This is a genomic window from Streptomyces sp. NPDC046939 (assembly GCF_040644575.1).
GTDB lineage: Bacteria > Actinomycetota > Actinomycetes > Streptomycetales > Streptomycetaceae > Streptomyces.
Window position 1 is genome coordinate 181,108 of record NZ_JBEYWV010000009.1, and the last position, 25,849, is coordinate 206,956.

Annotated in this window: 22 protein-coding genes; 7 read left to right on the plus strand and 15 right to left on the minus strand. The window is 71.6% G+C overall.

The annotated features are described in order from the left end of the window. Nucleotides 1–45: 45 nt before the first annotated feature. The 7 genes from ABZ877_RS12850 to ABZ877_RS12880 all read right to left on the minus strand — a co-directional run bounded on the left by ABZ877_RS12850 (nt 46) and on the right by ABZ877_RS12880 (nt 9,437). Nucleotides 46–2,100 (minus strand): flotillin family protein, encoded by a 2,055-nt coding sequence (locus ABZ877_RS12850; protein WP_361068795.1) that lies wholly within the window; start codon nt 2,098–2,100, stop codon nt 46–48. A gap of 445 nt (nt 2,101–2,545) precedes the next feature. Beyond that, nucleotides 2,546–3,085, minus strand: a complete 540-nt coding sequence (locus ABZ877_RS12855; RefSeq protein WP_361068798.1) for a Pycsar system effector family protein — start codon at nt 3,083–3,085, stop codon at nt 2,546–2,548. An 87-nt stretch (nt 3,086–3,172) separates the two neighbouring features. Then, nucleotides 3,173–4,525, minus strand: coding sequence for a DUF4407 domain-containing protein (locus ABZ877_RS12860; RefSeq protein WP_361068801.1), 1,353 nt, complete (start codon nt 4,523–4,525; stop codon nt 3,173–3,175). Beyond that, the gene (locus tag ABZ877_RS12865; protein WP_361068804.1) at nt 4,518–5,600 is read right to left on the minus strand and encodes a hypothetical protein; all 1,083 of its coding nucleotides are present in this window, start codon (nt 5,598–5,600) and stop codon (nt 4,518–4,520) included. Before ABZ877_RS12865 ends, ABZ877_RS12860 begins: the two co-directional genes overlap by 8 nt. After that, nucleotides 5,597–7,867 (minus strand): hypothetical protein, encoded by a 2,271-nt coding sequence (locus tag ABZ877_RS12870; protein WP_361068807.1) that lies wholly within the window; start codon nt 7,865–7,867, stop codon nt 5,597–5,599. Before ABZ877_RS12870 ends, ABZ877_RS12865 begins: the two co-directional genes overlap by 4 nt. Continuing rightward, nucleotides 7,860–8,675, minus strand: a complete 816-nt coding sequence (locus ABZ877_RS12875) for a hypothetical protein (RefSeq protein ID WP_361068810.1) — start codon at nt 8,673–8,675, stop codon at nt 7,860–7,862. Before ABZ877_RS12875 ends, ABZ877_RS12870 begins: the two co-directional genes overlap by 8 nt. Before the next feature lie 93 nt (nt 8,676–8,768). Next, nucleotides 8,769–9,437, minus strand: coding sequence for a Crp/Fnr family transcriptional regulator (locus ABZ877_RS12880; protein WP_361068813.1), 669 nt, complete (start codon nt 9,435–9,437; stop codon nt 8,769–8,771). A gap of 479 nt (nt 9,438–9,916) precedes the next feature. On the opposite strand from ABZ877_RS12880, the gene ABZ877_RS12885 reads away from it, so the two are divergent. The 4 genes from ABZ877_RS12885 (at nt 9,917) to ABZ877_RS12900 (ending at nt 13,697) form a co-directional block, all read left to right on the plus strand. After that, entirely contained in the window at nt 9,917–10,498 is a 582-nt protein-coding gene (locus ABZ877_RS12885; protein WP_361068815.1) for a TMEM165/GDT1 family protein, read from the plus strand. A gap of 114 nt (nt 10,499–10,612) precedes the next feature. Then, a complete protein-coding gene (locus ABZ877_RS12890) occupies nt 10,613–11,224 on the plus strand; it encodes a TetR/AcrR family transcriptional regulator (RefSeq protein ID WP_361068818.1) in 612 nt (203 codons plus the stop codon). Further along, complete coding sequence (locus tag ABZ877_RS12895; RefSeq protein WP_361068821.1) at nt 11,221–12,900, plus strand: FAD-binding dehydrogenase; 1,680 nt, start codon at nt 11,221–11,223, stop codon at nt 12,898–12,900. Before ABZ877_RS12890 ends, ABZ877_RS12895 begins: the two co-directional genes overlap by 4 nt. Further along, nucleotides 12,897–13,697: an SDR family oxidoreductase gene (locus ABZ877_RS12900; RefSeq protein WP_361068824.1), complete on the plus strand. Its 801-nt coding sequence runs from the start codon at nt 12,897–12,899 to the stop codon at nt 13,695–13,697. Before ABZ877_RS12895 ends, ABZ877_RS12900 begins: the two co-directional genes overlap by 4 nt. 193 nt (nt 13,698–13,890) lie before the next feature. Here ABZ877_RS12900 and ABZ877_RS12905 read toward each other — a convergent pair whose 3' ends face one another. Beyond that, nucleotides 13,891–14,079: a hypothetical protein gene (locus tag ABZ877_RS12905; protein ID WP_361068827.1), complete on the minus strand. Its 189-nt coding sequence runs from the start codon at nt 14,077–14,079 to the stop codon at nt 13,891–13,893. Between the two features lie 139 nt (nt 14,080–14,218). Between ABZ877_RS12905 and ABZ877_RS12910 the strand changes: the two genes are divergently transcribed. Then, the gene (locus ABZ877_RS12910) at nt 14,219–15,565 is read left to right on the plus strand and encodes a helix-turn-helix transcriptional regulator (RefSeq protein ID WP_361068829.1); all 1,347 of its coding nucleotides are present in this window, start codon (nt 14,219–14,221) and stop codon (nt 15,563–15,565) included. Nucleotides 15,566–15,872: 307 nt separating this feature from the next. Here the strand turns inward: ABZ877_RS12910 and ABZ877_RS12915 are convergent, their stop codons facing one another. After that, a complete protein-coding gene (locus ABZ877_RS12915) occupies nt 15,873–16,964 on the minus strand; it encodes a hypothetical protein (RefSeq protein WP_361068832.1) in 1,092 nt (363 codons plus the stop codon). A gap of 81 nt (nt 16,965–17,045) precedes the next feature. On the opposite strand from ABZ877_RS12915, the gene ABZ877_RS12920 reads away from it, so the two are divergent. Next, a complete protein-coding gene (locus tag ABZ877_RS12920) occupies nt 17,046–18,887 on the plus strand; it encodes a prolyl oligopeptidase family serine peptidase (RefSeq protein WP_361068835.1) in 1,842 nt (613 codons plus the stop codon). A 59-nt stretch (nt 18,888–18,946) separates the two neighbouring features. Next, the gene (locus tag ABZ877_RS12925) at nt 18,947–19,753 is read left to right on the plus strand and encodes an SURF1 family protein (RefSeq protein ID WP_361068838.1); all 807 of its coding nucleotides are present in this window, start codon (nt 18,947–18,949) and stop codon (nt 19,751–19,753) included. 3 nt (nt 19,754–19,756) lie between these two features. Here the strand turns inward: ABZ877_RS12925 and ABZ877_RS12930 are convergent, their stop codons facing one another. From ABZ877_RS12930 to recR, 6 genes are all read right to left on the minus strand, one after another. Continuing rightward, a complete protein-coding gene (locus ABZ877_RS12930) occupies nt 19,757–20,932 on the minus strand; it encodes a hypothetical protein (RefSeq protein WP_361068840.1) in 1,176 nt (391 codons plus the stop codon). Next, entirely contained in the window at nt 20,929–21,618 is a 690-nt protein-coding gene (locus tag ABZ877_RS12935; RefSeq protein WP_361068843.1) for a SigE family RNA polymerase sigma factor, read from the minus strand. Before ABZ877_RS12935 ends, ABZ877_RS12930 begins: the two co-directional genes overlap by 4 nt. Nucleotides 21,619–21,992: 374 nt before the next feature. Next, nucleotides 21,993–23,063 carry an aspartate-semialdehyde dehydrogenase gene (locus tag ABZ877_RS12940; protein ID WP_361068846.1) on the minus strand — a complete coding sequence of 357 codons (1,071 nt, stop codon included), beginning with the start codon at nt 23,061–23,063 and terminating at the stop codon, nt 21,993–21,995. Continuing rightward, entirely contained in the window at nt 23,063–24,349 is a 1,287-nt protein-coding gene (locus ABZ877_RS12945; RefSeq protein ID WP_361068849.1) for an aspartate kinase, read from the minus strand. Before ABZ877_RS12945 ends, ABZ877_RS12940 begins: the two co-directional genes overlap by 1 nt. Nucleotides 24,350–24,590: 241 nt before the next feature. Continuing rightward, entirely contained in the window at nt 24,591–25,256 is a 666-nt protein-coding gene (locus ABZ877_RS12950) for a DUF5063 domain-containing protein (protein ID WP_361068852.1), read from the minus strand. Further along, nucleotides 25,249–25,848, minus strand: coding sequence for a recombination mediator RecR (gene recR, locus ABZ877_RS12955; protein ID WP_361068854.1), 600 nt, complete (start codon nt 25,846–25,848; stop codon nt 25,249–25,251). The genes ABZ877_RS12950 and recR overlap by 8 nt, the downstream gene beginning before the upstream one ends. Nucleotide 25,849: the final 1 nt, after the last annotated feature.

The window sequence follows — 25,849 nt, forward strand, 5'->3', positions numbered from 1 at the left end:
CCGTACGGCGTCCCCGGCCGGTCCGTGCGATGCCGAGCGGTGGTGTCAGACCCGCGCGGAACCGTTCAGCCTGAGCTGGTCGAGCGGCAGGTCGGCGACGCCCAGCTGGCCCGCCTTGTCGAGGAGTTCGCGGAGCTGACCGGCCTGCTCGCTCCCCCCGCCCTTCATGAGCTTCATCAGCAGCGCGGAGACGGTGAGGTTCTGGACGTCGCCCGTGGAGACCGAGCCGAGGATCGTGGTCAGGTCCTCGGTGAAGTTCGCCGAACCGTCCAGCCAGGGCCCGGCGAGGGCCTGCGCCGTGTCGGAGTGCTTGACGAAGGAGTCGACGCCCTTGCCGAGCGCGATCGAGGAGACGATCCGGTCGAAGAAGGCGGACTCGCCGCCCACGATGTTGATGTCGGCGCTCTCCAGGCCGGTCGCGAGGACCGTGGCCTGCGCCTCGGCGACCTGGCGCTGCACGTCGAGCCCGGCGAGCCGGATCTCCTTCTCCGCCTGGAGGCGCAGCCGGTACTCCTCGTGCCCGCGCGACGCCTCGTCGAGCGCGGCCATCGCGGCGGCCTTCTGCGTGATGCCCTCGGCCTCCGCCTTGAGCTTCGCCTCGATCGCGGTGGCCTCCGCGAGTGCCTGCTCGCGGGCGCCGAGCGCCTCGGCGCGCATCCGGGCCTCGGTGGCCTGGGCCTCGGCGCGGCCCGCCTTCTCGATGACCTCGGCCTCCTTGTCGCGGACCTGCACCTCGGCGAGTCCGGCGGCGGCGCTCTCGGCCTGGATGCCCTCGGCGAGCCGCAGCTTGGCCTTGGCCTCCAGGTCGGCGGCCTTCAACTGGGCGTCGGCGAGCGTCAGTCGCTCGGCCGCGCGGTGCGTGGCGGCCTGCTCCGCCGCCTCGGCCGCCTTGATGTCCTTGACGAGCTTCTCCTGCGCCTCGGCCTCCGCCGCGATGATGACGGCCTGCCGCCCGCGCTCGGCCTCCTCGACCGCCCGGAGCTTCTTGATCGACTCCTCCTGCTCGGCGACCGTACGGTCCACGGCGACGCGCTCGCGGACGACCTCGGCGATCTGCCGCTTCTCCGCCTCGACCTCCTTCTCGGCGGCGATCTTCGTCAGCTGGGTCTCCCGCTCCCGCGCGATGACCTCCAGGAGGCGGTCCTTCTCGATGCGCTCGTTCTCGACGGCGATGACGCGCTCACGGTTCTTCTGCGCGACCGCGACCTCGCGGGCCTGGTTCTCGCGCTGCACCCCGAGCTTCTCCTCGGTGGCGAGGAACGCGGCCTGCGCCCGCAGCCGCTCCTCCTCCACGACCCGCGCCGTCTCGGCCTCCTCACGGGCCCGTACGGTGTCGATCTCCCGCTTCTGCTTGATCTCGGCGTCGGCCTGGCGCCGCTCCAGTTCGAGGATGGTCTCGCGGGCGTCGACGTTCTGCCGGGTGATCTCCTTCTCCTCCGTGCGCTGGAACTCGTTGGTGCGCACGTGCTCGATGGTGGTCAGCTCGGTGATCTTGCGGATGCCCTGGGCGTCGAGGACGTTGTGCGGGTCGAGCTGGTTCAGCGGCGTCTGCTCCAGGTAGTCGATCGCCGCGTCCTCCAGGTGGTAGCCGCTCAGGTCGACGCCGATGACCTCGATGATCCGGTACCGCAGCTCCTCGCGCTTGGTGTAGAGGTCGGTGAAGTCCATCTGCTTGCCGACGGTCTTCAGCGCCTCGGAGAACTTCGCGTGGAACAGCTCCTGCAGCGTCGCCTTGTCACTGGCGCGCTGGGTGCCGACGGCCTGGGCGACCTTGATGACGTCCTCGGCCGTCTTGTTGACCTTCACGAAGAACGAGATACGGATGTCGGCCCGGATGTTGTCCTTGCAGATCAGGCCGTCCTTGCCGGCCCGCGTGATCTCGATGGCCTTCACCGAGATGTCCATCACCTCGGCCTTGTGCAGCACTGGGAGCACGACCTGCCCGGTGAAGGTGACGTCCACCTTGCGCATCTTGGAGACGATGAGCGCCTTGCCCTGCTCCACCTTGCGGAACAAGCGCGTGAAGACCAGCAGCTGCACGACGGCGACGAGCAGGACAACGGCGACGGACACGCCGATGCCCACGGTGGTGGCATCCATGGTGAAGTCCTCTGGTTCCAGGGGTGATGGCGACCCCGAGCCAATGAAGGAAGAGAAGAGAAGAGGAGAAGAAAGGGAGGGAGGGAGCGAAGAGGGAGACCTAAGGGGGCGGTGGCGGCCCCGACCGCCCGCTGCCCCACCGCCGCGCGGTCCTAACGTTCGTCAGGGGCGGGCCGGCCCTGAGGGCACACGGCCGCGCACGAGGCTCCGACGGGCTCGGCGAGGCGCTTCCCCATGTCCCCGCCCCCCTTCACCATGCCGCCGGTTCGGCTCCACCCCGGCGCCACCCCCGTTTCCGGGGCCCGGCACCGGGGCTTGGCCCCCGTTTCTGCCGGGGCCATCCTGTCCCAGGGGACTCGTTCGGCGCATTGCCGGGTTCCGGCAATCTTTATGCGTTCTTGATGCCGGGGGCCGACACCGCCGGGCCCGCCTCGCCTCGGCCCCGCTAGGTCAGCGTCCCCGCCGCCACGCCGGTCAGCGCGAGCGCGACCGAGGCCCCGCCCCAGATCAACGCCAGCCGTATGCAGCGGTATTTGGTCCAGGCGATCCGGGACATGACCGTGAGCTGGCTCAGATTGCGGAACGCGAGGTCGGTGTGGCGCAGGCACCGTTCCAGGTGCCCGGCCGTCACCGCGAGCCTCGTGTCGCCGAAGTAATGGGTACGGCCCCCGTAGGGGCTGCCGAGCCTCGGGGTCACGGCCAGGCCCAGCAGGACCAGCGCCGTCGCACAGGCGGCGCCGCCGGCCCACAGGAAGAGCAGCGGAACCATGCCGTAGTGCCGCACGGCGATGTCGCCGCTGCCGATGGCCGCGAGCACGGCGGTCGCCGCACCGGCCAGGAACGCCAGCATGAGCGCGGCCTTGTTGTCGGCCCGCACCACTTCCTCCCGTGCCTCGGCCAGCAGGACCCTCGCGAGTTCCGCGCCGTGGTCCGTCGTGACGTCGGCGTCCGGGACCGTTCCGTCCCCGCCTCGAGGTGTGCTCACACTTCCCTCTCATGTGCGTCGGCGTGGACGGCCGCCCCGATGCGGGCGGCCGTCCTCCTCCGTGCCTCGTGCCGGAAAGATGGCGTGTCAGACCGCCGAGGAGCGGCGGATCTCCTCCTCCAGTGCGTTCACCGCCTGCCGGGTCCGGATGTTCATGGCCGCCGTGTGTTCCCGCAGTGCCGCTTCCGATTCGGCCCTGTGGCGACGGACCTCGTGCTCGATGGCGTCCTGGGCGATCTCGATGTCCGCCATGACCCGGCGCTCCGCGAGCCGGACCTCGGCCTCGTGCACCCGTACCCCGCTGATGCTCGCGCTGGTCAGCATCTGGTCGTACGCGGACTCGCCGCTCATGTACTTCACCAGGACGGGGAGGATGTCGAGGACGATGAACAGCAGGCGGACCAGCCAGATCCCCACGAACAGGACGGGGTTGCCGGTGGCTAGCTCTTCGAGGGCCCGCATCCGCTCCAGGACCCCGACCTCCTTCTGCTTGGCGCGCTCCACGGCGAGGCGCTGCTCCACACCGTCGGCGCGGGCCTTCAGGAAGGCGCCGCGCGACGCGGTCTGGCGGCTCTCGATCTGCGAGATCCTGCTGTTCATCCCGGCGAGGCGGCGCTCGTTCTCCTCGGTGCGGTGGGTCGTGCGGTAGTCCCGCGCCTTCTCGCGCAGCCGCAGACATTCCGACGTGCGCTGGTACAGGCCGGTGGCCGCCATCCGGATCAGCCGGCGGCACTCGTCCCGCACCTGGTTGTCGAGGGTCTCCAGGCGGTCCGTGTCGCGGTCCACCCGCTTTTGCAGCTCGGCCGCGTCCGTGCGCAGGGCGGTCAGCTCCCCGGCGCGCTCCCCGGGCGTCCTGCCGAAGGACAGCACGTACGTCGTGCCGCAGCCCTCGGGGGTGACGGTCTTCGTCGTGGTGGGCACCGGGTTGCAGCGCACGAGGTTCGTCCGCAGCCGGTCGATCGCGTCGGTGCGTTCGTCGGCGACGCGCTCCTCGATCGCCGTCTGGAAGATCCGCAGCACCAGCGGTTCGGCGATCACCGCGCCGAGCAGCACGGCGACGAGCAGCCGCATGAGGAGCGGTGCGGCCCGTCGTCGCGCGTTGGGCTGCGGCGTCACCAGCCAGCGGTCGAGGTTGAGCACGAACAGCATCCAGATGACCGTGGGCACGAGTGCCACGGCGGACACCCTGCCGAGCGCCTCGGTCGCGAAGTTCCACATGGAGAACGCCGCTATGACGGAGGTGCCGAGCACCACTCCGCCGAGCGCCGTGTACTTGCTCCGCTCGAACCGGACTCTGTGCAGCAGTTCCTCGTCGACGCCGGTCAGGGTGCGCAGCCCGCGCGCGACGTCGAGGGGGAGGGTCCGGCCGGACGCGCGGGGCGCGGTGCGCTCGTCGGCGGCGTGGTCGGCCGTCACGCGGTTGCCGGTGGAGTCAGTCAAGGAGATCGTCCTCGTCCTTGACGAACCCGCTGTGCGGGTCGCTCGACGTGTCCGGGCCCGCTCCGGCGGAACGGGCGGACCGGGACGCCGTTCCCGGCTCGACCATGGGGGCGGTGCCGGTCCCCGTGACGGCGGCGGACGCGGCCTGGCTCCCCGTCTCCCGCAGCACCTGTTCGAGCACCTGGTGGTAGTCGACGCCGTACTCGCTGGTGCCCATCTGCCGCAACAGCGTCAGCAGCATGTCGCGGCGGATCTGCGCCTCCGTCGTCTCGCGTGCCTGCGCGTGGGCGCGGTTCGACGCGTCGACGGCGTCGCGGCGGGCCGCCTCCGCCGCCGTGTTGCGGTGAATGCGGTCGGCCGCCTCGGTGACGTCGATCTCGTTCCGGGCGATGCCGAAGGCGTCCACGTGGTCGGAGCCCTGGGCAAGCAGCTCGGCGATGCGCAGCGCGTCCTGCGTCTCGAAGTCCCGCTGCCCGCGCTGCAGTTCCCAGGAGCGCCGCTCGTCGCGCAGCTTCTGCTCCCAGTCCCGCAGGTCGTCCGAGGCGTGCACCTCGGCGCTGACGAACTCCACGCTCATGCCGGTGACGCGGGGCGGCACGATCGCGCTGTACGCGGTGATCCGGTGGCTCACCTCCGTGCGTACGGCGTTGACCTCCTCCACGCGGTGCCCGGCGCTCACCCGCGGCAGGTCGGCGTCGCCCATCAGATAGGCGCGCAGGGGAACGGTGACGTCGATGATGCCCTGCCGGGCGATGACGGTCGGGTCGGTCACCTGGCAGGTGAACGACGCCCGCACCGTGAACTTGTCCGCCTCGCTCACCGAGGGGAGCGTGCGCTCCACCTCGACGAGGCGTGCGCGGGTGTCCACCAGGGTGACGGAGGAGGCGTCGAGCACGTCGGGGTGGGACTGGTCGAACACCATGCCTTCCGGGAAGACGCGGTAGTTCCCACCGACCCTGAAGACGTAGACCGCGCCGGGCGGCAGCGGGGGCACGTCGTCACGCTGGCGGCGCCGAGACCACCAGGTGCCCTGGACCGTGGCCAGGATGTGCTCGGCGATGACCGGGTAGTTCACTTGCTTCGTCCTCCTTGGGCGGAAGTGACGCGAGGGGCGGATCTCGGGGGCGGGGCGCCACGGTGGGCCCCCGCCGAGGCGGGCCGGCGCAGCGATCCGAGGAGCACCTGCGCGAGCTCGTGGGCGCCGGGGATCGCGTAGTCGGGGTGGCGCAGGGCGATGGACAGGTGGCGGCGCAGCGCGGCCCACTGCTGTGTGCTCATGGCGGTGCGCATGGACTCGCCCAGCTCGTTGACGGCGCCCCTGGCGGCCGGTTCGTGCCGCAGTTGCACGAGCGTCCGGCACAGGGCGCTGATGGCCCGGCTCCGGTGGCCGCTGTGCAGGGCGTCGGCCCACAGGGAACCGAGGTGGCGGGCGCTGTCGGGAACGGTGCGCAGGAGCGCGGCGGCGACGGGCTGCGGGGCGTCGAGGCTGTCCGCCTCCAGCAGCTGCACGGTGGTGCGCAGTGCGATCGACCGTTCCCGGGACTTCGCGGGGCTCCTGGCGAGCGCGGTCCGTACGTAGCGGAGGATGAACAGCGCTCTGCGCGCGTCCTGTTCGGCGCTCTGCAGCAGCAGGACCAGCGAACGGTGAGCGGCGAGGGCGACACGTTCCCCGCGCAGCGTCAGGAACCACAGCCAGTTGAGCGCTTCGAGGCGGTAGAGCGAGCCCAGGCGCCCGGTGAACGCCATGGCCGCCGTCACGGCGCGGCCCTGCCCCCTGTTGTCCGTCCAGTCCACGGCGATGTTCCGGGCGTGCGGTGCGAGGTCCGCGGTGTCGCACATGAACTGCAGCGTCAGCGCGGCGGTCACCCGTTGGCTGGCGAGCCCTTCGGACCATACGCGCAGCATGTTCTCGTCGACCTCGCCGAGGGCGTGCCGGGCCAGCAGCGCGACACCACGGGCCACCTCCGTACGGGTGGCCAGGTCGCCCTGGAGCGACAGCTCACCGAGCCACTGGCGCACGGGGTACCAGAGCTCGTAGCCGTACAGGTCGTGCAGCTCCTTGATGACGAGTTCGCGGGCGCGCGGCGAGGTGAACACCAGACGGCGCTCGCTGCGCCCGGCCCCGCCGGCCTTGTCGGCCCGGTGCTCGGTCGTCACCAGTCCTGTCGCCCGCTCCTTCCAGCGGGCACGGGACTGCTGGGCGACCGCACCGAGCACGCCCGCGGTCTCGTCACCGCGTTCGGCCACCGGCGCCTCACCGCTCTGTTCCCAGGCGCGTACGTGGGCGGTGAGCGCGGCGCACTCCTTCTCGAAGGTTCGCTGCGGGATGCCCTCCAGGAAGGCCAGGGCGGTGAGCGGGATGAGATCGTCCGCGTGCGGTTTCTGCAGGAAGAAGTGGTGCACGAGGTCCTGGTGGCGGTCGTGCAGACTGTTCAGCGCCTCCTGCGGCCCCTCGTCGGCCAGGACGAGGGCCGCCGCGACGATGTCCTTCGGGCGCCGCTGTTCGGTGACCCTTTGCAGCAACTCCTGCTCGACGTCCGGCTCCACGGCGCGGTACGGCAACTCGGCCCGGCAGCGCTCGAACAGCTCCAGGGGGTCCGGCGCCCGCCACGGCACGCAGTGGTCCCGCAGCGCGAGGCGCCGATGGGTCGCCTCGCCCGCCGTGATCACCAGGTAGGAGCCGTGGCGGCGCAGCTCCGCGCTCAGCCGACTGATCTCGTACGCCTGCACGGCCTCGACGCGCAGCTCGCCGACGTAGTCGCGGATGACGTAGCCGTGCCCCCGCTGGAGGTCGCGCGATGCGGCCAGGTCCGCCAGGGCGTTGCCGGGCGGCAGGCTGCGCAGCCGGGCATCCGCGCCGAGCACTTCTCTGAGCAGGGCGAGGGCGCCCGCGCCCCGGCCGCAGTGGTCCTCGCCCACCAGCACCACCAGGGCGTTCTCGCGCAGCCTGGCCAGCGCCTCGTCGAAGCAGGGCCGCACGGTCTCGTAGAAGCGCAGGGCGCGGTCGACGTCCTCGGGCTCGATGATGCCGGGCGCGAGCCCCGGGGAGGTGGCGCCGCCGAAGCCGAAGGCGGCCCCGGAGGCGTCGACCATGCCGTAGAAGTTGTTGTTGACGAGGTGCTGGACCTGGCGCAGCTCGTCGTAGCCGCGGTCGTCGCCCTCACGCTCGTCCTGCTCTGCGCGCCCGGCCCGTGCCGCGTCCGGTGCGACGGTCTCGCCCGCCCCGTCCGCCGCGTCCGGGCCGCCCGAGCCGGCCTGCGGCTCGGGCGGTGAGGCGTCCGCCTCGGGCGACGGCTCGGGAGGAACCGGTGCGAGGCCCTCCCGGTCCGGTTCCTCACTCACCGGCGCTCCCGAACCCGAAGTTCGCGCCCCTGGCGTCCACGGAACCGGCGAAGTTGGTGACGGTGATGCGGTCAGCCCGGTACTCCTGCTGGCCGAAGCCGGCTCCGGGCGCGGCCCCGCCCGCGGCGGCCGGTTCGTTCCGGCTCGCCGCGGGCTCCCCCGTCACGGAGGCCGCGGGCTTCCCCGTCCCCGCGGCCCCCGGCTCTTGTGCGGCGGTGGTTCGTGCGCCCGGCGCGGGAACCCACAGCCAGGCCGTCGCCGCGTACTCCTTGACCTCGACGTCGACGCGGCTGAAGTCGTCCGGCGAGAGGGTCGTGTGACCGCCCGCCACCGTGGACCGGAAGACGTCGTCGGACAGCAGCAGCGCCAGGTCGGCCCCGGGGTGGGCGGCCAGCGCCTCGTACAGCGGCCGCGCGTTGAGGAGGCGGGCCGTGGCCACCACGGCCGTACCGGCGAAGCCGTTGTCGGCCATCTGCACCGGCCCCTGGTGGATGACGGCCCGCAGGCGCATGCGGGCCGACGGGAGCCGCTGCGCGTTGTAGTGGCGCAACTCGGCGACGAGATGACGGACGTAGTCGTCGACCAGCCGCGGTTCCGTGCCGTCGACGGGCCGTACCGCCAACTGTTCGTCGCCCTTGCGCTGGATCTCCCACGTCGCACGGTCCAGGCCCGCTCCCCAGGCGGCCTGGTCGAGAATGCGGGGCAGGTCGTGCTGTATTTCCGACTGCCGCCGGTCGTTGTTGCTCCCGTACGCCTGTGCGTCGACGGCTATGCAGGTGCAGGGACGGAAGTAAGGCCTCGCAGCCACCCGATCTTTTCCTCTCTGGGCAGGCGGTGGGCAGACACTGCCCACGAAGTGCTGCCCGAGAGGCTATGAGCGGGGGCGCGAAGCGATTCCGTATCAGTACGGGTTGTCCGCGAATACTTTCGCGAATTCAAACAGTTTCGGGACGTCACAGATTGTTATGTTCCGGTAATGCCGTTCCACCAGGCCCTGGGCCGTCAGCGCGGCCAGGCTCTTTTCCGCGGTGTTCAGTTTCAGTCCGGCGAGCGAGGCCAGTTCCTTCTGGGTCAGCGTCACCCCGAGGTCGCACCGCTTGCCGTGGGCGTCCGCCGCGGGTTGCGCGTACGCCTGGCACAGCTCGGCGAGGACCCGCGCGAGACGGGTCCGGGAGTCGTAGGCCTGGAAGTCGACCCTGCGCCGGTTCGCCCAGCGCAGCCGGGCGCAGAGCATGTGGAGGATGGCCCGGGTGGCGTCGGGGTACCGGGCGAGGAAGGCCTCCAGCGTCCTCATCTGGATGATCCGCGCGGTCACGTCACTGCACGCGACCACCGTGCCGGACCTGGGGCGGTCCTCGAAGGCCGCCATCTCGCCCACCAGGTCACCCCCTATGCGTACGGCGAGCAGCATGTCGTAGCCGCTTTCGGCGCTGGCCACGACCTTCACTACACCACTCGTGAGCAGCAGGACATGGCGGCCGTCCTCGCCCTGCTGGAGCAAAGTGCGGTGCGCCGGATAATTGATCAAGGTGCCCTGGCTCAGCAGCTCTTTCCGTGTCGTCTCACGCAACCGGCCGAGAAAAGTCGACGGTGGCCACACCCGTTCCACGCACGCCCCCTGCAATGTCACTTCCGTGGCGCAGCGCGTCACCGTTCACCTGCCCACATGGCCGTCCATGCTGCCGTCGCGGCGCGCCGCGGCGCACGCACAGGAAGGTATGTGGCCGGTTTACTCGCCTGGAGGTACGGAATGGCCGAACGCGTTTGTTCCCCCCGTCCCGTTCGGCGTCGGCACCGCCCGGCTCCCGGCATGTACCCTTGACCACGCAAGCGAAGGGGAGTAGCCCCGCGAACCGGTCGTCGACACACTGGAACCCCCGGGTTCCCGGTGGCCGGGCTCGGGCCGTGTGCGGTTCGGGTGGGCGAGACCTTCGACCAGGCAGAAATAGCAGATACGTAGGGATACGTGTCTCGGCTGCCGGGTCGAGTGGTCCTCTCCGCGCCGCGGGTGGGTCGCACGGTCCCGGCCCGTACAGAAAGCACCCGCTCATGCACCTCGACCCCCTGGCGATCATCACCGCCTTCGGGCTGATCTTCCTCGCCGAGCTGCCCGACAAGACCATGTTCGCCTCGCTGGCAATGGGCACACGGATGAAGCCGCTGTACGTGTGGTTCGGCACGTCCGCCGCGTTCATCGTGCACGTGGCCATCGCGGTGGGCGCCGGTTCGCTGCTCGGGCTCCTGCCGGACTGGATCGTGAAGGTCGTCTCGGCGCTGCTCTTCGCGTTCGGCGCGTTCATGCTGCTGCGCGGGGGTGACGACGATGACGACGACGAGGCGGGCGCCAAGACGGTCACCGGGTTCTGGCCCGTCTTCGGCACCGCGTTCATGGCCGTCTTCATCAGCGAGTGGGGCGACCTGACGCAGATCACCACCGCCAACCTCGCCGCCACCAACGGCACCTGGTCCACCGCGATCGGCTCCGCCGCCGCCCTGATGTCCGTCTCCGCGCTCGCGCTGGTCGCCGGGCGGTTCATCGCCAAGCGGGTGCCGCTGAAGACCGTGCAGCGGATCGGTGGGGCGTGCATGTTGCTGCTCGCCGTGTGGACGGTCGTGGAGATCTTCGTCTGATCCCGTCCCGGCCCGCCGAATCGGCCGCGTACGCCTCTTGTCGATACAGGAACGTATCGAATACGTTCCTGTATCCGTAGCCGTAGCCGTACCGATGAAGGAGGCGCGGGAACGATGACGGCCGGCAGCCCGACCAAGCGCCGCGCCCGTACGCGGCAGCGGCTCCTCGACGCCGCGCTCGACGTGTTCGCCGAAGTGGGGTTCGGGCGCTCCACCGTCGAGCAGGTCTGCGACCGGGCCGGATTCACGCGCGGCGCCTTCTACTCCAACTTCTCCTCCCTCGACGAGCTGTTTCTCGCCTTGTGGGAGGAGCGCTCCGCGCGGATGCTCGGCGATGTGCGCCGCGCCCTGGCCGGCATCGATCCGGCCGACCCCGAGACCGCCGTGCGGGCCGCGATCGCCGCGGCCCCGGTGGACGACGCCTGGTACCGGATCACCGCCGAGTTCACCGTGCACGCGCTGAGGAATCCCGGCCTGCGACGGATCATGGCCGCCCGTGAGCAGGCGATCCGCGACGCGATCCTGCCCGTGTGCGTCAGCGCGCTGCGCCGCCTCGGGCGGCGGGTGAGCGATGAGCGGGCCCTCGGGGACGCGCTGGTCGCCGTGCACGACGGGACCGCCGTACAAGTTCTGCTCCAGCCGGACGACGACGCCGTGCGCGCCCGTCGCGAGGCCCTGTTCATCCACGTACTCGACGCCTACAGCACACCCATGGAGAGCGCATGAGCGAGACCAAGGGCACCGGAGCCAGTGCGGATGTCATCGTCGTGGGGGCCGGGCTCGCCGGGCTCGTCGCCACCTACGAGCTGACGCGCGCGGGCAAGCGCGTCGTCCTCGTCGACCAGGAGAACGCGGCCAACCTCGGCGGGCAGGCGTTCTGGTCGCTCGGCGGCCTCTTCCTCGTCGACAGCCCCGAGCAGCGCCGCATGGGCATCAAGGACAGCTACGAACTCGCCCTCGCCGACTGGCTGGGGTCCGCCGGGTTCGACCGCGAGGTCGAGGACCGGTGGCCCCGGAAGTGGGCCGAGGCGTACGTGGGGTTCGCCGCCAGGGAGAAGCGCGACTACTTGTACGGGCTCGGGCTCAAGGTCACCCCGAACGTCGGCTGGGCCGAGCGCGGCTCCGGCACCGCGACCGGGCACGGCAACTCCGTGCCCCGCTTCCACATCACCTGGGGTACGGGTCCCGAGGTCGTCCGCGTCTTCCGGGAGCCGGTGCTCGATGCCGCCGCGCGCGGGCTCGTCACCTTCAAGTACCGGCACCGGGTGGATGAGCTGATCGTGGAGGACGGGGCCGCCGTCGGGGTGCGGGGCGCCCTCCTCGAACCGTCCGACGCGGGGCGCGGTGTCGCCTCGTCGCGCGAGACCGTCGGCGACTTCGAGCTGCGCGCGCAGGCCGTCGTCGTCACCTCGGGCGGCATCGGCGGCAACCATGAACTGGTCCGCAAGAACTGGCCCGTCGAGCGGATGGGGCAGCCGCCCGAGTCGATGGTCACGGGCGTGCCCGCGTACGTCGACGGGCGGATGCTGGAGATCACCGAGGGCGCGGGCGCGTCGATCGTCAACCGTGACCGGATGTGGCACTACACGGAGGGTCTGAAGAACTGGGACCCGATCTGGCCGGGGCACGGCATCCGGATCATCCCGGGCCCGTCGTCGCTGTGGCTGGACGCCACCGGCAAGCGGCTGCCCGCGCCGCTCTTCCCCGGGCACGACACGCTCGCCACGCTCAAGCACATCACCGCCACCGGGTACGACCACACGTGGTTCGTGCTGACCCGCGCCATCGTGGAGAAGGAGTTCGCGCTCTCCGGGTCCGAGCAGAACCCCGACATCACCGGCAAGGACCTGAAGCTGGTGCTGCAACGGGTGAAAAAGGGTGCCCCCGGCCCGGTGCAGGCGTTCCTCGACCGGGGCGAGGACTTCGTCGTCCGGCGGAACCTGAAGGACCTCGTCGCCGGGATGAACGCGCTGACGCCCGCGACGCCCGTCGAGTACGAGCAGGTCAAGCGCGAGATCGTCGCCCGGGACCGGGAGGCCGAGCACGGGTACGGCAAGGACCTCCAGCTCATGGCCGTCCGCAACGCCCGCGCCTATCTGCCCGACCGCCTCACCCGCGTCGCCAAGCCCCACCGCCTCCTCGACCCGGCGCAGGGCCCGCTCATCGCCGTACGCCTGCACGTGCTGACCCGCAAGACGCTCGGCGGCCTGGAGACCACGCTCGACTCCCAGGTCGTCCGGCCCGACGGGTCCGTCTTCGACGGGCTGTACGCGGCCGGGGAGGTCGCCGGGTTCGGCGGCGGCGGCGTCCACGGCTACAACGCGCTCGAAGGGACCTTCCTCGGCGGCTGCATCTTCTCCGGCCGGGCCGCCGGGCGCGCGCTCGCCAGGAGCCTGGCGTGAGCGCGCGCGGCACGGCCCTGGTGACCGGGGCGTCGTCCGGGATCGGCGCGGCGGTCGCCGCCGCGCTGGTCCGGCGGGGGTACCGGGTGTACGGGACCAGCCGCGATCCGGAGAAGGTCAAGTCGCCGGTGGCGGGCGTCACTTACCTCGCGCTCGACCTCGCCGACGAGAGCAGCATCGAGGCGTGCGCGGCTGCGGCGGGCGCCGTGGACGTGCTGATCAACAACGCGGGTGAGTCGCAGAGCGGGCCCTTCGAGGAGCTGCCCATGGACGCGGTCCGGCGCCTGTTCCAGCTCAACGTCTTCGGGGCCGTCCGGCTCAGTCAGCTCCTCCTGCCCGGGATGCGGGAGCGCGGGCGCGGGCGGGTCGTCATGGTCGGATCCATGCTGGCCAGCTTTCCGCTCGCCTACCGGTCGTCGTACGTCGCCTCCAAAGCCGCGATCAAGGGGTTCGCGAGTGCGGCGCGGCGGGAGTACGCGGCGTACGGGGTCGGCATCACCACCGTCGAGCCCGGGTCCATCGCCACGGGGATCAGTGAGCGGCGTACGCAGTATGTACGGGAGGGGTCGCCGTTCCGGGAGGCGTACGACACGATGCTCTCCGCTTTGAACCGGAACGAGGCGTCCGGGATCTCGGCCGAGAAGGTGGCGGCGAAGATCGTGGCCGCGGTTGAGGCGCGGCGGGTTCGGCCGTTCTATGCGGTGGGGAGCAATGCGGCGGTCGTGTTTGCGTTGCGGAGGGTGTTGCCGCGTGGGGCGAGTGAGGCGATGGTGGCGCGGCGGCATGGGCTGAGGTAGGCGTCCCGCCGTGGGGGGGTGTGCGATGTGGTCGACCATCCGTCGCGTCGTGGCTGGTCGCGCAGTTCCCCGCGCCCCTGGAGCATGCGGCTTCGCCGCAGCCCCGGAGGGCGCACGAAGTGCGCCTCTCAGGGGCGCGGGGAACTGCGCGAGCAACCACGACGAGAGCCGCACCCGCATACGAGCACACCCTCTACGGCGCTCGCCGCACCCCGACCGCGACAGGCACCTCCGCGGGGCGGTCCGCGTCAGGGGTGACCCGGGTAGTGGTCCTGGTGTCCTCGACAGAGCCCGCGTGGGTCGTCGTGCCGGCGGCGGTGAGTACGGCGGTGGCGAGGCAGCCCGCCGCGATCGCGGTGACCAGGGGGGTGCGGACGCGCACGGGGACCTCGCAGTAAGTAAGTTGAAGATTAAGCGGACTTAACTCGCCTTAACTGAGCGCTCAACCTAGGGGGTTGGCGGGACGGCGGGCAAGAGGCGAAACTCCTGGGACCCCACCCGAAAGGCGGCCGTCCCGCGTCATGCCAGAACACCCGCAGGAATCCGTCGGCCGCCGCGTCCTGCGGCTGCGCACCGAGCGCGGCCTCACCCAGCGCCAGGTCGCGGAACCCGCCTACACGCCCGCCTACATCTCCACCCTGGAGGCGGGCCGGGTCCGGCCCAGCGAGGCGGCGCTGCGCCACATAGCCGAGCGCCTCGGCGTCACCTACGAGGAGCTGACCACCGGGCGCTCCGCGCATCTCGCGACGGACCTGCGGCTCCGGCTGACCGAGGCGCAGCGCGCGCTCGCGACCGGCGCGGCCAGTGAAGCGGCCGAGCTGTACCGGGAGTTGAGCGCGGAGGCGTCCCGGAACGGACTCGGTGCCGAGCACGCCGCCGCCGAGCTCGGGCTCGGTGAGTGCGCCCTGGAGACCGGCGAACTCGCGCTCGCCCGCACCCACTTCGACACCGCCGACGCGCTGCTCACCGAGGCGGGCGCCCCACTGCCGCAGCGCGCCCCGGTCATCCGGGCCCGCGCCGTCGCCCACTACCTCTCCGGCTCCCTGCGCTACGCCTGCTACCTCCTGGAGACCGCGCTCGACGGCCTCAACACCGGCGGCCTGCACGACCCGGACGCGCTAGTGCTGCTCTACACCGCGTCCATCGCCCCGTACATGGACATGGGGGCGCACGCGCGCGCCGCGCAGGCCGCCGAGCTGGCGCTGGCGCTCGCCCCGCAGGTCGGTGACCCGGCGCTCGTCGCCCAGATGCACCGCTCGGTGGCCCGTACGCTGCTCGCCGAGGGCAAGGTGGCCGAGGCCGACGCCTCCCTCGCCAAGGCCGCCGAGCTGTACCAGCAGCTCCAGATCCGTACGGAGCTGGCGCACTGCCACTGGATGCGCGGCTACGTCCACGCGCAGGCGGGCCGTCTCCACGACGCCGAGTCGGAGCTGCGGACGGCCCGCGACATGCTCTCCGCCAAGCGCGCCGCGCTCTACACCCAGCAGGTCGAGGTCGAACTCGCGGACGTGCTGCGCAGGCTCGGCCGCCCGCGGGAGGCCGCACACCTGCTGCGCTCCCTGCTCGGCGAGCTGAACCCGGAGCGGGGCGCCGTCCACGCGGCGGGCGCGCACCGGCTGCTCGGGCTCATCGCGCAGGAGTCGGACGCCGTGGAGGAGGCGGAGGAGCACTACGTCAGCGCCCTCAGCCTGCTGGAACGCGCGGGCGCGGCGGGTGACCTGGCCGATCTGTGCCGTCTGCTCGGCGACCTGTACCGGCGCACGGGCCGCATCGAGGCCGCCCTCGACACCTACCGCACGGGGCTCGGCCACCGCGCGGCCCCCGGCACGACGACCCTCGGCCCGGCCCCGGCACGACCGCCTTTGTGACGGGTCCACGCCGAAATACGTAGATAAATGCGCGGGGTATTCCGAGCCGCCGCCTCCGGGCGTACATTCCTCTCACCGTCGCCGATCCGGGGCGTACGGATGAGCCGCGTCGGCGCAGCTCATCCACTCCCCCTCCCCGTCCCGGCCCGTCGACGGACGGCAGGCAAGCTCAGCGGGAGCACCTGCGAGGCGGACCCGGCCACTCCCCTCGGTGGCACGACCCCCGGCCGGGTCACGCCGCGCTCCTCGCCCTCGGGGCGACACGAGCGACGAGAAGCGACACGGGAGGCGACGAGGACGGCGCGCGTCAGGAAACGCGGGCGCGCCACCCGGTGAACTCCTCCTCGCCCGCCTGCTCGAATCCGACCGCGACGGGTTCGTCCCCCTTCGCCGCCAGGTGGACGGTGCACTGCGTCACCGTGGCGCCGGGCGCGGCCCACGTATCGGAGAGGTCCGCCTTCGGGCAGCCGGTGACCTCCGGCCGGTCCAGGAGGTGGCCCGGAGCCCCGCCGAGCTGCTGGCCGCTCGCGGTCAGCAGGCGGACGCTGGTCGACTGGCCGGGGTAGAGGTCCTTCCCGCCCGTGTTGCGGTAGGAGATCGCCACGTAGTACGGGACGCGGCCCTCCTGGTCCTCGTCGAGGCCGAGACCGGCGAGGTCGGCCGGGTCGCCCTCGCGTACGTACTTCAGGGTGGCGGGTAGTTCGAGCACGCCGCCGTCGTCCTTTCCGGCGTCCCACCGCACGGCGATCGTGTCACCCTGCCGCGCCAGCTCCTTCGAGGCGGTGGCGAGCCCCCCGTCGACGGGCCAGGCGGCGACCCCGTCGGCGGGCGTGATGAACCCGGCGCCAGCGCTGTGCGTCACGGTCATCGCGCCGACGCCCTTCGTCATCATGTAGGTGCCGCAGGTGGTGTACGAGTCGCCGGGCGCGAGGGCGTCCGGTGACGTGTCCGGGCAGGGCGAGGCGATGCCGGAGCCGATGGACTCGACCTGCGCGGCGGGCGTCCAGTCGGTGCCGATCAGCGCGAGGTTGCGGAAGACCTCGTAGGCGGCCGGGATCTTCTTCGTACCGGTGTTGGTGACCTCGTAGGTGAGGTAGTACGGGATCTTGCCCTTCAGCTCGCCGCTGACGCGCACCCCGTCCAGGTCGTCCCGTGAGCCGCGCACGAGGCTCTTGACGGCGAGCCGGATGCCGTACGTCTTCTCGTTCAGGGCGGTGTGCACGACGTCCTCGGCCCCGGTCCGCACCGGCAGCCGCGTCCGTGAGGCGGCCGGCCCGTCCTCGGGCGCCACCGAGCGGTGCGCGCCCTGTCCGCCCGCGCATCCGACGAGGAGGGACAGCGCCGCCGTCGCCCCCGCCAGGTGTCCGCACGCCGTCTTGAAGTTCCTGCTCAGGCGCACGGAATCCCCTTTATGTTGTTATCAGTGTGGTGCGCAGATGCTATGTGATCGCTGTGCACCGTCTCACCGGCGTCAGGTTTGATGGAGGGCATGACCGACGCTGAGACCATGCCCGACTGGGAGAAGCGGTTCCGTGCGCCGCGTGTCTCCCTGCCCGAAGCGGCCGAGGACGCGCCCGACCGCGGCCTGTTCACCTCCAACGCGACCGGCACGTACGAGATCTACGCCTGGGACCGGGCGACCGGTGAGCAACGCCAGGTCACCGACCGTCCGGACGGCACCACGGACGCGGTGCTCTCGCCCGACGGCGAGTGGATCTGGTGGTTCGACGACGGGCGGAGCGCCGAGCCCGGTGAGGCGCCGTCGTACGGGGACGAGTTCGGGGTGTGGCTGCGGCAGCCGTTCGCCGGGGGCCCCGACACCGAGGCCGTGCCGGGGCTCGCGCCCTCCTACCCCGCGGGGCTCGCGCTCGGCCGGGACGGGCGGACCGCCGTGGTCGGCCGCTCCACGGACGAGGACGGCACGACGATCCACGTCGTACGGCCCGACGGTGATGGCTCCCCCGTCGAGATCTACCGCCACCGCGAGTCCGCCGGGGTCGGTGACCTGAGCCATGACGGGCGGTTCGTCGCCATCGAGCACACCGAGCACGGTGACGCGATGCATTCGGCGCTGCGCGTCGTCCGGCTCGACGGTTCGACCGTCGCCGAGCTGGACGACACGGAGGGCGGGGAGAAGGAGCTGGGCCTTGAGGTGCTGGGCTTCGCGCCCGTCCAGGACGACACCCGCCTCCTCGTCGGGCATCAGCGGCGCGGCCGCTGGGAGCCGATGATCTGGGACGTCCTCTCCGGCGACCAGCGGGATCTGGCCCTCGACCTGCCGGGCGACGTGTCCGCCGAGTGGTACCCGGACGGCTCCGCCCTCCTCGTCGTCCACGAGTTCGAGGCCCGCTCCGAGCTGTGGCGCTACGACCTCGCCTCCGGCGCGCTCAGCCGCGTCGAGACGCCCGCCGGTACGGTCTCGGGCGCCACCGCCCGCCCCGACGGCAGCGTCGAGTACCTGTGGTCGTCGGCCGAGCGGCCCCCGGCCGTGCGCTCCACCACGGGCCGCGTCGTCCTCGACCCGCCCGGCATGAAGGCCCCGGCCTCCGTCCCCGTCGAGGACGTCTGGGTGGACGGGCCGGGCGGGCGCGTCCACGCCCTCGTGCAGAAGCCGGCCGGAGCCACGGGTCCGCTCCCCACCGTCTTCGAGATCCACGGCGGCCCCACCTGGCACGACTCGGACGCCTTCGCGGCGGGCCCGGCGGCCTGGGTCGACCACGGGTACGCGGTGGTCCGCGTCAACTACCGGGGCTCGACCGGCTACGGCCGCGAGTGGACCGACGCCCTCAAGCACCGCGTCGGCCTGATCGAGCTGGAGGACATCGCGGCGGTCCGCGCCTGGGCCGTCGACTCCGGCCTCGCCGACCCCGGCCGCCTGATCCTGTCCGGCGGCTCCTGGGGCGGCTACCTCACCCTCCTCGGCCTCGGCACCCAGCCCGGCGCGTGGGCGCTCGGCCTCGCGGCGGTGCCGGTCGCCGACTACGTGACGGCGTACGAGGACGAGATGGAGGCCCTCAAGGCGATGGACCGCACACTGTTCGGCGGCTCCCCGGAGGAGGTCCCGGACCGCTTCACGGTCTCCTCGCCGCTGACGTACGTGGACGATGTGAAGGCCCCCGTCTACATCTCGGCGGGCGTCAACGACCCGCGCTGCCCCATCCGCCAGATCGACAACTACGTGGACCGGCTCGCCGCCCGCGGCGCGGTCCACGAGGTGTACCGGTACGACGCCGGACACGGCTCGCTCGTCGTCGAGGAACGCATCAAGCAGCTCCGCCTCGAACTGGACTTCGCGAGCCGACACTTGCCGCCGAGGTCCTGAGAGGCTGCCCGCCGGGGGCCGCGGGACCGGCCGTCGCATCGGACCCGTACCGTGTAGGTGTGTACCGGTTCCTGCTGACTCCCCGCTGGTGGGGGATCAACATCTTCGTCCTGCTCGCGGTCCCCGTGTGCGTCTTCATGGGCTCCTGGCAGCTCAGCCGCTTCGAGGACCGGGTGCAGGACCACCGGTCCGCGAGCGAGCAGAGCGACGCCAACAAGAAGGCCGCCGTCGAGCCGCTCGCCTCGCTGCTGCCCGTGGACCGGGAGACGTCCGGCAGGCGCGCCACGGCCACCGGCCGCTACGACAAGCAGCTCCTGGTGCCCGACCGCGACCTGGACGAGCGCACCGGCTTCTACGTCGTGACGCTCCTGAAGGTCGACGGCACCGGCAAGGCGCTCCCCGTGGTCCGCGGCTGGCTGCCCGGCAAGGCGTCGGCCGCGAAGGCGCCCGCCCCGCCGAAGGGCGAGGTCACCGTGGTCGGCGCGCTCCAGGCGTCGGAGTCCGCGGGCTCGAACGGCGTGACCACGGCCGGCGGCCTGCCCCCGGGCCAGGTCGGCATGGTCAGCGCCGCGTCCCTGGTGAACCTGGTGCCGTACGACGTCTACGACGCCTGGGTCACGCTCGACAAGGCCGACGGGGCGATGGAGCCCGTGCCCGCCGACATGTCCCAGGGCGGCGGCCTCGATCTGAAGGCGTTCCAGAACCTCGGCTACACCGGCGAGTGGTTCGTCTTCGCGGGCTTCGTGCTCTTCATGTGGTTCCGCCTGGTCCGCCGCGAGGCCGAGGCGCTGCGCGACGCGGAGCTGGGCCTGACCGACGAAGCCGCCGAGGACGCGGCCGCGGAGGCCCCGGTGAAGACTGTCTGACGGCTACGACGCCGGCAGCACGCCCGTCCGGTACACCGTGCCCGCGCACGCGTCCGGGATCGTCGCCGCCGCGCTCGGGGCGCCGGGCTCCGCCGTGTGGGACACGACCACGCTGCCCGGCTCGTCCTCGCTGCCGAGCTGCGTCGACAGACCGGAGTCGGAGGCGCCCGACTCGGAGCCCGTGCTGGTGGTGCCGGTGGGCGTCGGGGTGGGGGTCGGCTCGCCGTCGCCGGTGGGCGCGGTGGTGCCCCCGGTGCTGCCGCCGGTGGAGGGGCAGGTCCCCGACGGCACCCAGGCGAACCGCACCTCGTAGGCCATCCCCGGTTCGAGGACGAGCTGGCCGGGCTCGGTCGACGGGTCGGGCAGGCCGGTCGCGCGGTCGCCCGCCGTGTGGTCGACGACGCTGACCCTGGCGGGGTCGGCCGCGCCCTCGGCGAGGGTGACGACGCTGCCGGGGCTGTCGACCGTGCAGTTGCCGGACGACCCGTTCGACACCCGGAACGAGCCGTAGACCGTGCCGTCCGCCTGGGGCGGGCCGACGGTGGCCACGGCCTGGCTCAGATCGTTCGCGTCGCAGACCGGGGAGGTCGCGGCGGCCGTGGACGCGGGTCCCGGGCCACCGCTCGCCCCGGCGCTCGCGCCGCCGGGCTTCTCCTTGCCGCCCTTCTCCTTGTCCTTCTTGCCGGCCTTCTCGTGCTCCTCGGAGGGCGAGGGCGTGGCGCCGGTCCGCTTCCCGTCCGGGCCGTCCGACGGGCCGGCGCCGGTGGTGCCCCGCGAGGCCTCGCTGTGGCCGGCGATGGAGGGGTGGTCGGAGGAGGTCGCCTTCGTCACGTGCAGCACCGCGGGCACCGCCATCGCGACGAACACCCCGGCGGCGACGGCGCCGACCAGGGCCTGCCGCTTGCGCGCCCGGCGGGCGGGCACCGCGCGGCGAAGTTTCTCCAGGGCCTCGTCCGTGGGGGCGATGTCGGCGACGGCCTGCCGCATCATCCGCCGCAGTTCCAGCTCGCCGTCGGCCTCCGCATCGGCCGGGCGACGGGGTGCGTCGTTCACAGTTGCGTTCCCTGCGTGCTCGTCCTGCGCGTCGTGCTCAGGGGCGTGCTCGGTGTCGTGCTCGAAGTGGTGCGTGTGGTCCGCGTCCGCGGACCGGTCGTCGGGGTCACGGGGGGCGGGGTTCATGCCGGCGCCTCCATGGCGACGCGCAGCGCGGCGATGCCACGGGAACCGTACGCCTTCACGGACCCCAGGGATATCCCGAGCGCGTCGGCGACCTGTGCCTCGGTCATGTCCGCGAAGTAGCGCAGGACGAGCACCTCGCGCTGGCGCCGCTGGAGTCCGCGCAGCGCCGCCTTCAGCGCGTCGCGCTCCAGGAGGTCGTACGCGCCCTCCTCGGCGCTCGCCATGTCGGGCATCGGCTTGGTGAGCAGCTTCAGCCCGAGGATGCGGCGGCGCAGCGTGGAGCGCGAGAGATTGACGACGGTCTGGCGCAGGTACGCCAGCGTCTTCTCGGGGTCGCGGACGCGTTTGCGCGCGGAGTGGACCCGGATGAACGCCTCCTGGACGACGTCCTCGCAGGAGGCGGTGTCGTCGAGGAGGAGCGCCGCGAGCCCCAGGAGGGAGCGGTAGTGGGCGCGGTAGGTCTCGGTGAGGTGGTCGACTGTGGTGCCCGCCGCCGTCACGTCGTCAACGCCTTGTTGTGCCGGGAGCTGCGCCGGCCGCGCCGCGGGCATGGGGGCGATCACCGGCATGCCGCCGGCCGCGCCGCCGCGGGGACGCCTGGTCCCCAGGGGCGCGAGGGTCGGGAGGGAGGGCCGCAGGGCCGTGCCTCTCGCCTGTACCGCTGTGAAGTCGAGTACCTCTGCCACGCCTGTTGGACACGCTTCCCCCCGTCAGGGTTGTACGCGTGTGGCGCCTCATTTGCGACAAGCCTCGTCATCCCCACCGATGACGACGCGTCAAATGCCGACATGCGTACCTGCTCTTCCCCTACGCCCCGAATGCCTTCTGTGCCCGGCCCCGGCTGAAGGCGGCCACCCCCGAAAGTGCCCGCAGAGACGCTCCCCGCCCCGCTTGCGGTTGCGGGACGGGGAGGAATTCTTCGAACGATCTGGGTCCGGTCCAGAAGGTGCCGTCAAGTGGTGTGGACCACTGCCTTACACAGAACTCTCACAGATCCTACGAGGCGATCCGCATATGTGAAGAGGGAGATCCACAACTCATTGGCATATGCGCCGGTTTCTCAGACCCCGGTCAGCTCCGCGGCGACCAGCTCGGCGAGTTGAGCCGTGTTGAGAGCGGCGCCTTTGCGCAGATTGTCCCCGCACACAAAGAGTTCGAGCCCGTTCGGATCGTCGAGCGAGCGCCGCACCCGGCCCACCCAGGTCGGGTCGGTGCCCACCGCGTCGGCGGGCGTGGGGAACTCACCGGCGGCCGGGTTGTCGAACAGGACGACACCGGGCGCGGTCGCGAGGATCTCGCGCGCCTTGTCCACGGTGACCTCGCTCTGGAAGCGGGCGTGGACGGTGAGGGAGTGCGTCGTGACGACCGGCACCCGTACACACGTCACGGCGACCTTGAGGCCGGGCAGCCCGAGGATCTTGCGGGTCTCGTCCCGCACCTTCATCTCCTCCGACGACCAGCCGTCCTCGCGCAGCGACCCCGCCCACGGCACGACGTTCAGCGCGACCGGCTCCGGGAAGGGCCCCGTCCGGTCGCCGACGGCCCGGCGCACATCGCCCGGGCTCGTCCCCAGCTCCGTACCGGCGACGAGGGAGAGCTGGGCGCGCAAGGTCTCGACACCGGCGCGGCCCGCACCGCTCACCGCCTGGTAGCTGGAGACGACCAGCTCGTCCAGGCCGAACTCGGCGTGCAGCGCGCCGATGGCCACGATCATCGACAGGGTCGTGCAGTTGGCGCTGGAGATGATCCCGCGCGGGCGCACGCGCGCGGCGTGCGGATTGACCTCGGGGACGACGAGCGGCACGTCCGGGTCCATGCGGAACGCGGCCGAGTTGTCCACGACGACGACGCCCTTGGCCGCGGCGACCGGCGCCCACTCGGCGGCGACCTCGTCGGGCACGTCGAACATGGCGACGTCGACCCCGTCGAAGACGGACTCCTCCAGGGCCACCACCTCGACCTCGGCGCCGCGCACGGTGAGCTTGCGCCCCGCCGAGCGCGCCGAGGCGACGAGCCGGATCTCGCCCCAGATGTCCGCGTGCTGCGACAGGATCTGCAACAGCACGGCGCCGACGCTCCCGGTCGCTCCCACGACCGCGAGCGTCGGACGCCCCGGGTTGGCTGCGGCCATCAGCGGCCGGTGCCCCCGTAGACCACGGCCTCGTCGGAGTCCGAGTCGAGCCCGAAGGCGGTGTGCACGGCGCGCACGGCCTCGTTCACGTCGTCGGCGCGGGTGACGACGGAGATGCGGATCTCGGAGGTCGAGATCAGCTCGATGTTGACGCCCGCGTCGGTGAGTGCCTCGAAGAACCCGGCGGTGACGCCCGGGTTCGTCTTCATGCCGGCGCCGACCAGGGAGATCTTGGCGATCTGGTCGTCGTAGCGCAGCGAGTCGAAGCCGACGCTGGGCTTGATCCGCTCCAGGGCGTCGATGGCCTTGCGGCCCTCGGTCTTGGGCAGCGTGAAGGAGATGTCGGTCAGACCGGTCGACGCGGCCGACACGTTCTGGACGATCATGTCGAGGTTGATCGAGGCGTCCGCGACCGCGCGGAAGATCTTCGCGGCCTCACCCGGCTTGTCCGGCACACCGACCACGGTGATCTTGGCCTCGGAGGTGTCGTGCGCGACACCGGAGATGATCGCCTGCTCCACGGCCTTGTCCCCTTGCTGCTTCTTCTCGATCGGCTCGTTGCTGACCCAGGTGCCCTGCAGTCCGCTGAAGCTGGACCGCACGTGGATCGGGATGTTGTAGCGGCGGGCGTACTCCACACAGCGGTGGAGCAGCACCTTCGACCCGGAGCTGGCCAGCTCCAGCATGTCCTCGAAGGAGATCCAGTCGATCTTCCGCGCCTTCTTCACCACGCGCGGGTCGGCGGTGAAGACACCGTCGACGTCGGTGTAGATCTCACAGACCTCGGCGTCGAGCGCGGCGGCCAGCGCGACAGCCGTGGTGTCCGAGCCACCACGCCCGAGGGTCGTGATGTTCTTCCCCTCCTGGCTGACGCCCTGGAACCCCGCGACGATGGCGATGTTGCCCTCTTCGATCGAGGTCCGGATGCGCCCGGGCGTGACGTCGATGATCCGCGCTTTGTTGTGGACCGAGTCGGTGATGACGCCGGCCTGGCTGCCCGTGAACGACTGGGCCTCGTGGCCCAGGTTTTTGATCGCCATGGCAAGCAGTGCCATGGAGATCCGCTCCCCGGCGGTCAGCAGCATGTCGAATTCGCGCCCGGCAGGGATCGGGGATACCTGCTCGGCGAGATCGATCAACTCATCCGTCGTGTCACCCATCGCGGACACCACGACAACCACCTGGTTGCCGTTCTTCTTGGCGTCCACCACGCGCTTGGCGACCCGCTTGATGCCCTCGGCATCGGCTACGGAGGAGCCTCCGTACTTCTGCACGACAAGGCCCACGTGCGCTCCTCGCTCAGTCCGTCTGTCACCACGTGTACGTACGCGTACCGCGGTCGGCTCAGTCTAACGAGCGGCCGAAATCCGCCCCAGCGATACCGCATCGTGAGATGTCCCGCTCACGACGTGATCACCAGGGGGTTCCTGGTCGGGGTCCGGCCGCCCGATCAAGCACATGCCCAACGGCACCCGGGGCAAGCGGAAAGTGGGCCAGCTCACGTGCGGACGCGGGGGCGCCCGACGGCTATTTGACCGGGCGCAGGCCGAGCGGACCGGCGATCTCCTCCACCATGACCTGCCCCGCCTCCTCGGCGAGCGTGTCCTCGGCGCCGGACAGGTCCTCGTCCGTGTCGAGGCCGTCCAGGTCGTCGAGCGGCTGGTTGAGCCGGACGTGCGCCACCAGGGACTGCAGCGCGCGCAGCGTCGCCGACGCGGTGGAGCCCCAGTTCGAGAAGTACGAGAACTGCCACCACCACAGCGCCTCGGTGACCCGGCCCGCGCGGTAGTGCGCCATGCCGTGGCGCAGATCGGCGACGACGTCGGTCAGGTCGTCGGAGATCCGCGCCGCGACCCGGGCCTTGCGCGGCTCGTAAGGGTCGAAGACCTCGGAGTACACGTCGACCGGCGCGAGCATCGCGGCGAGCCGCTCCCGCATCTCGTCCACGTCCTGCTCCGGGCCGAGATCGGGCTCGTAGCGCTCGTCCGGGACGATGTCCTCGTGCGCGCCGAGCCGCCCGCCCGCGAGCATCAGCTGCGAGACCTCGAGCAGCAGGAACGGAATGGCGGAGTCGGGCTCGTCGCCCTTCGCGATCTCGGTGACCGCGACGATGAACGACTCGATCTGGTCGGAGATCTGGACGGCGAAATCGTCCGGATCCGGGGCGGTGGCGTGCAGCGTGGCATCAGACATCTAGGAGTCGTCTCCCCTCGAAGGCCCGGCCGAGAGTGACCTCGTCCGCGTACTCCAGGTCGCCCCCGACGGGGAGGCCGCTGGCCAGGCGGGTGACCTTCAGGCCCATGGGCTTGATCATCCGGGCGAGGTACGTCGCCGTCGCCTCGCCCTCCAGGTTCGGGTCGGTCGCGAGGATCAGCTCGGTGACCGTGCCATCCGCGAGGCGGGCGAGCAGCTCCCGGATCCTCAGGTCGTCCGGGCCCACGCCCTCGATCGGGCTGATGGCGCCGCCGAGGACGTGGTACTTCCCGCGGAACTCACGCGTGCGCTCGATCGCCACGACGTCCTTCGGCTCCTCGACCACACAGATGACGGCAAGGTCGCGGCGCGGGTCGCGGCAGATGTTGCACAGCTCCTCCTGCGCCACGTTCCCGCACGTCGCGCAGAAGCGGACCTTCGCCTTGACCTCCATCAGCGCCTGCGCGAGCCGGCGGACGTCCGTCGGCTCGGCCTGCAGGATGTGGAAGGCGATCCGCTGCGCGCTCTTGGGACCGACGCCGGGCAGCCTGCCCAGTTCGTCGATGAGGTCCTGGACCACGCCTTCGTACACG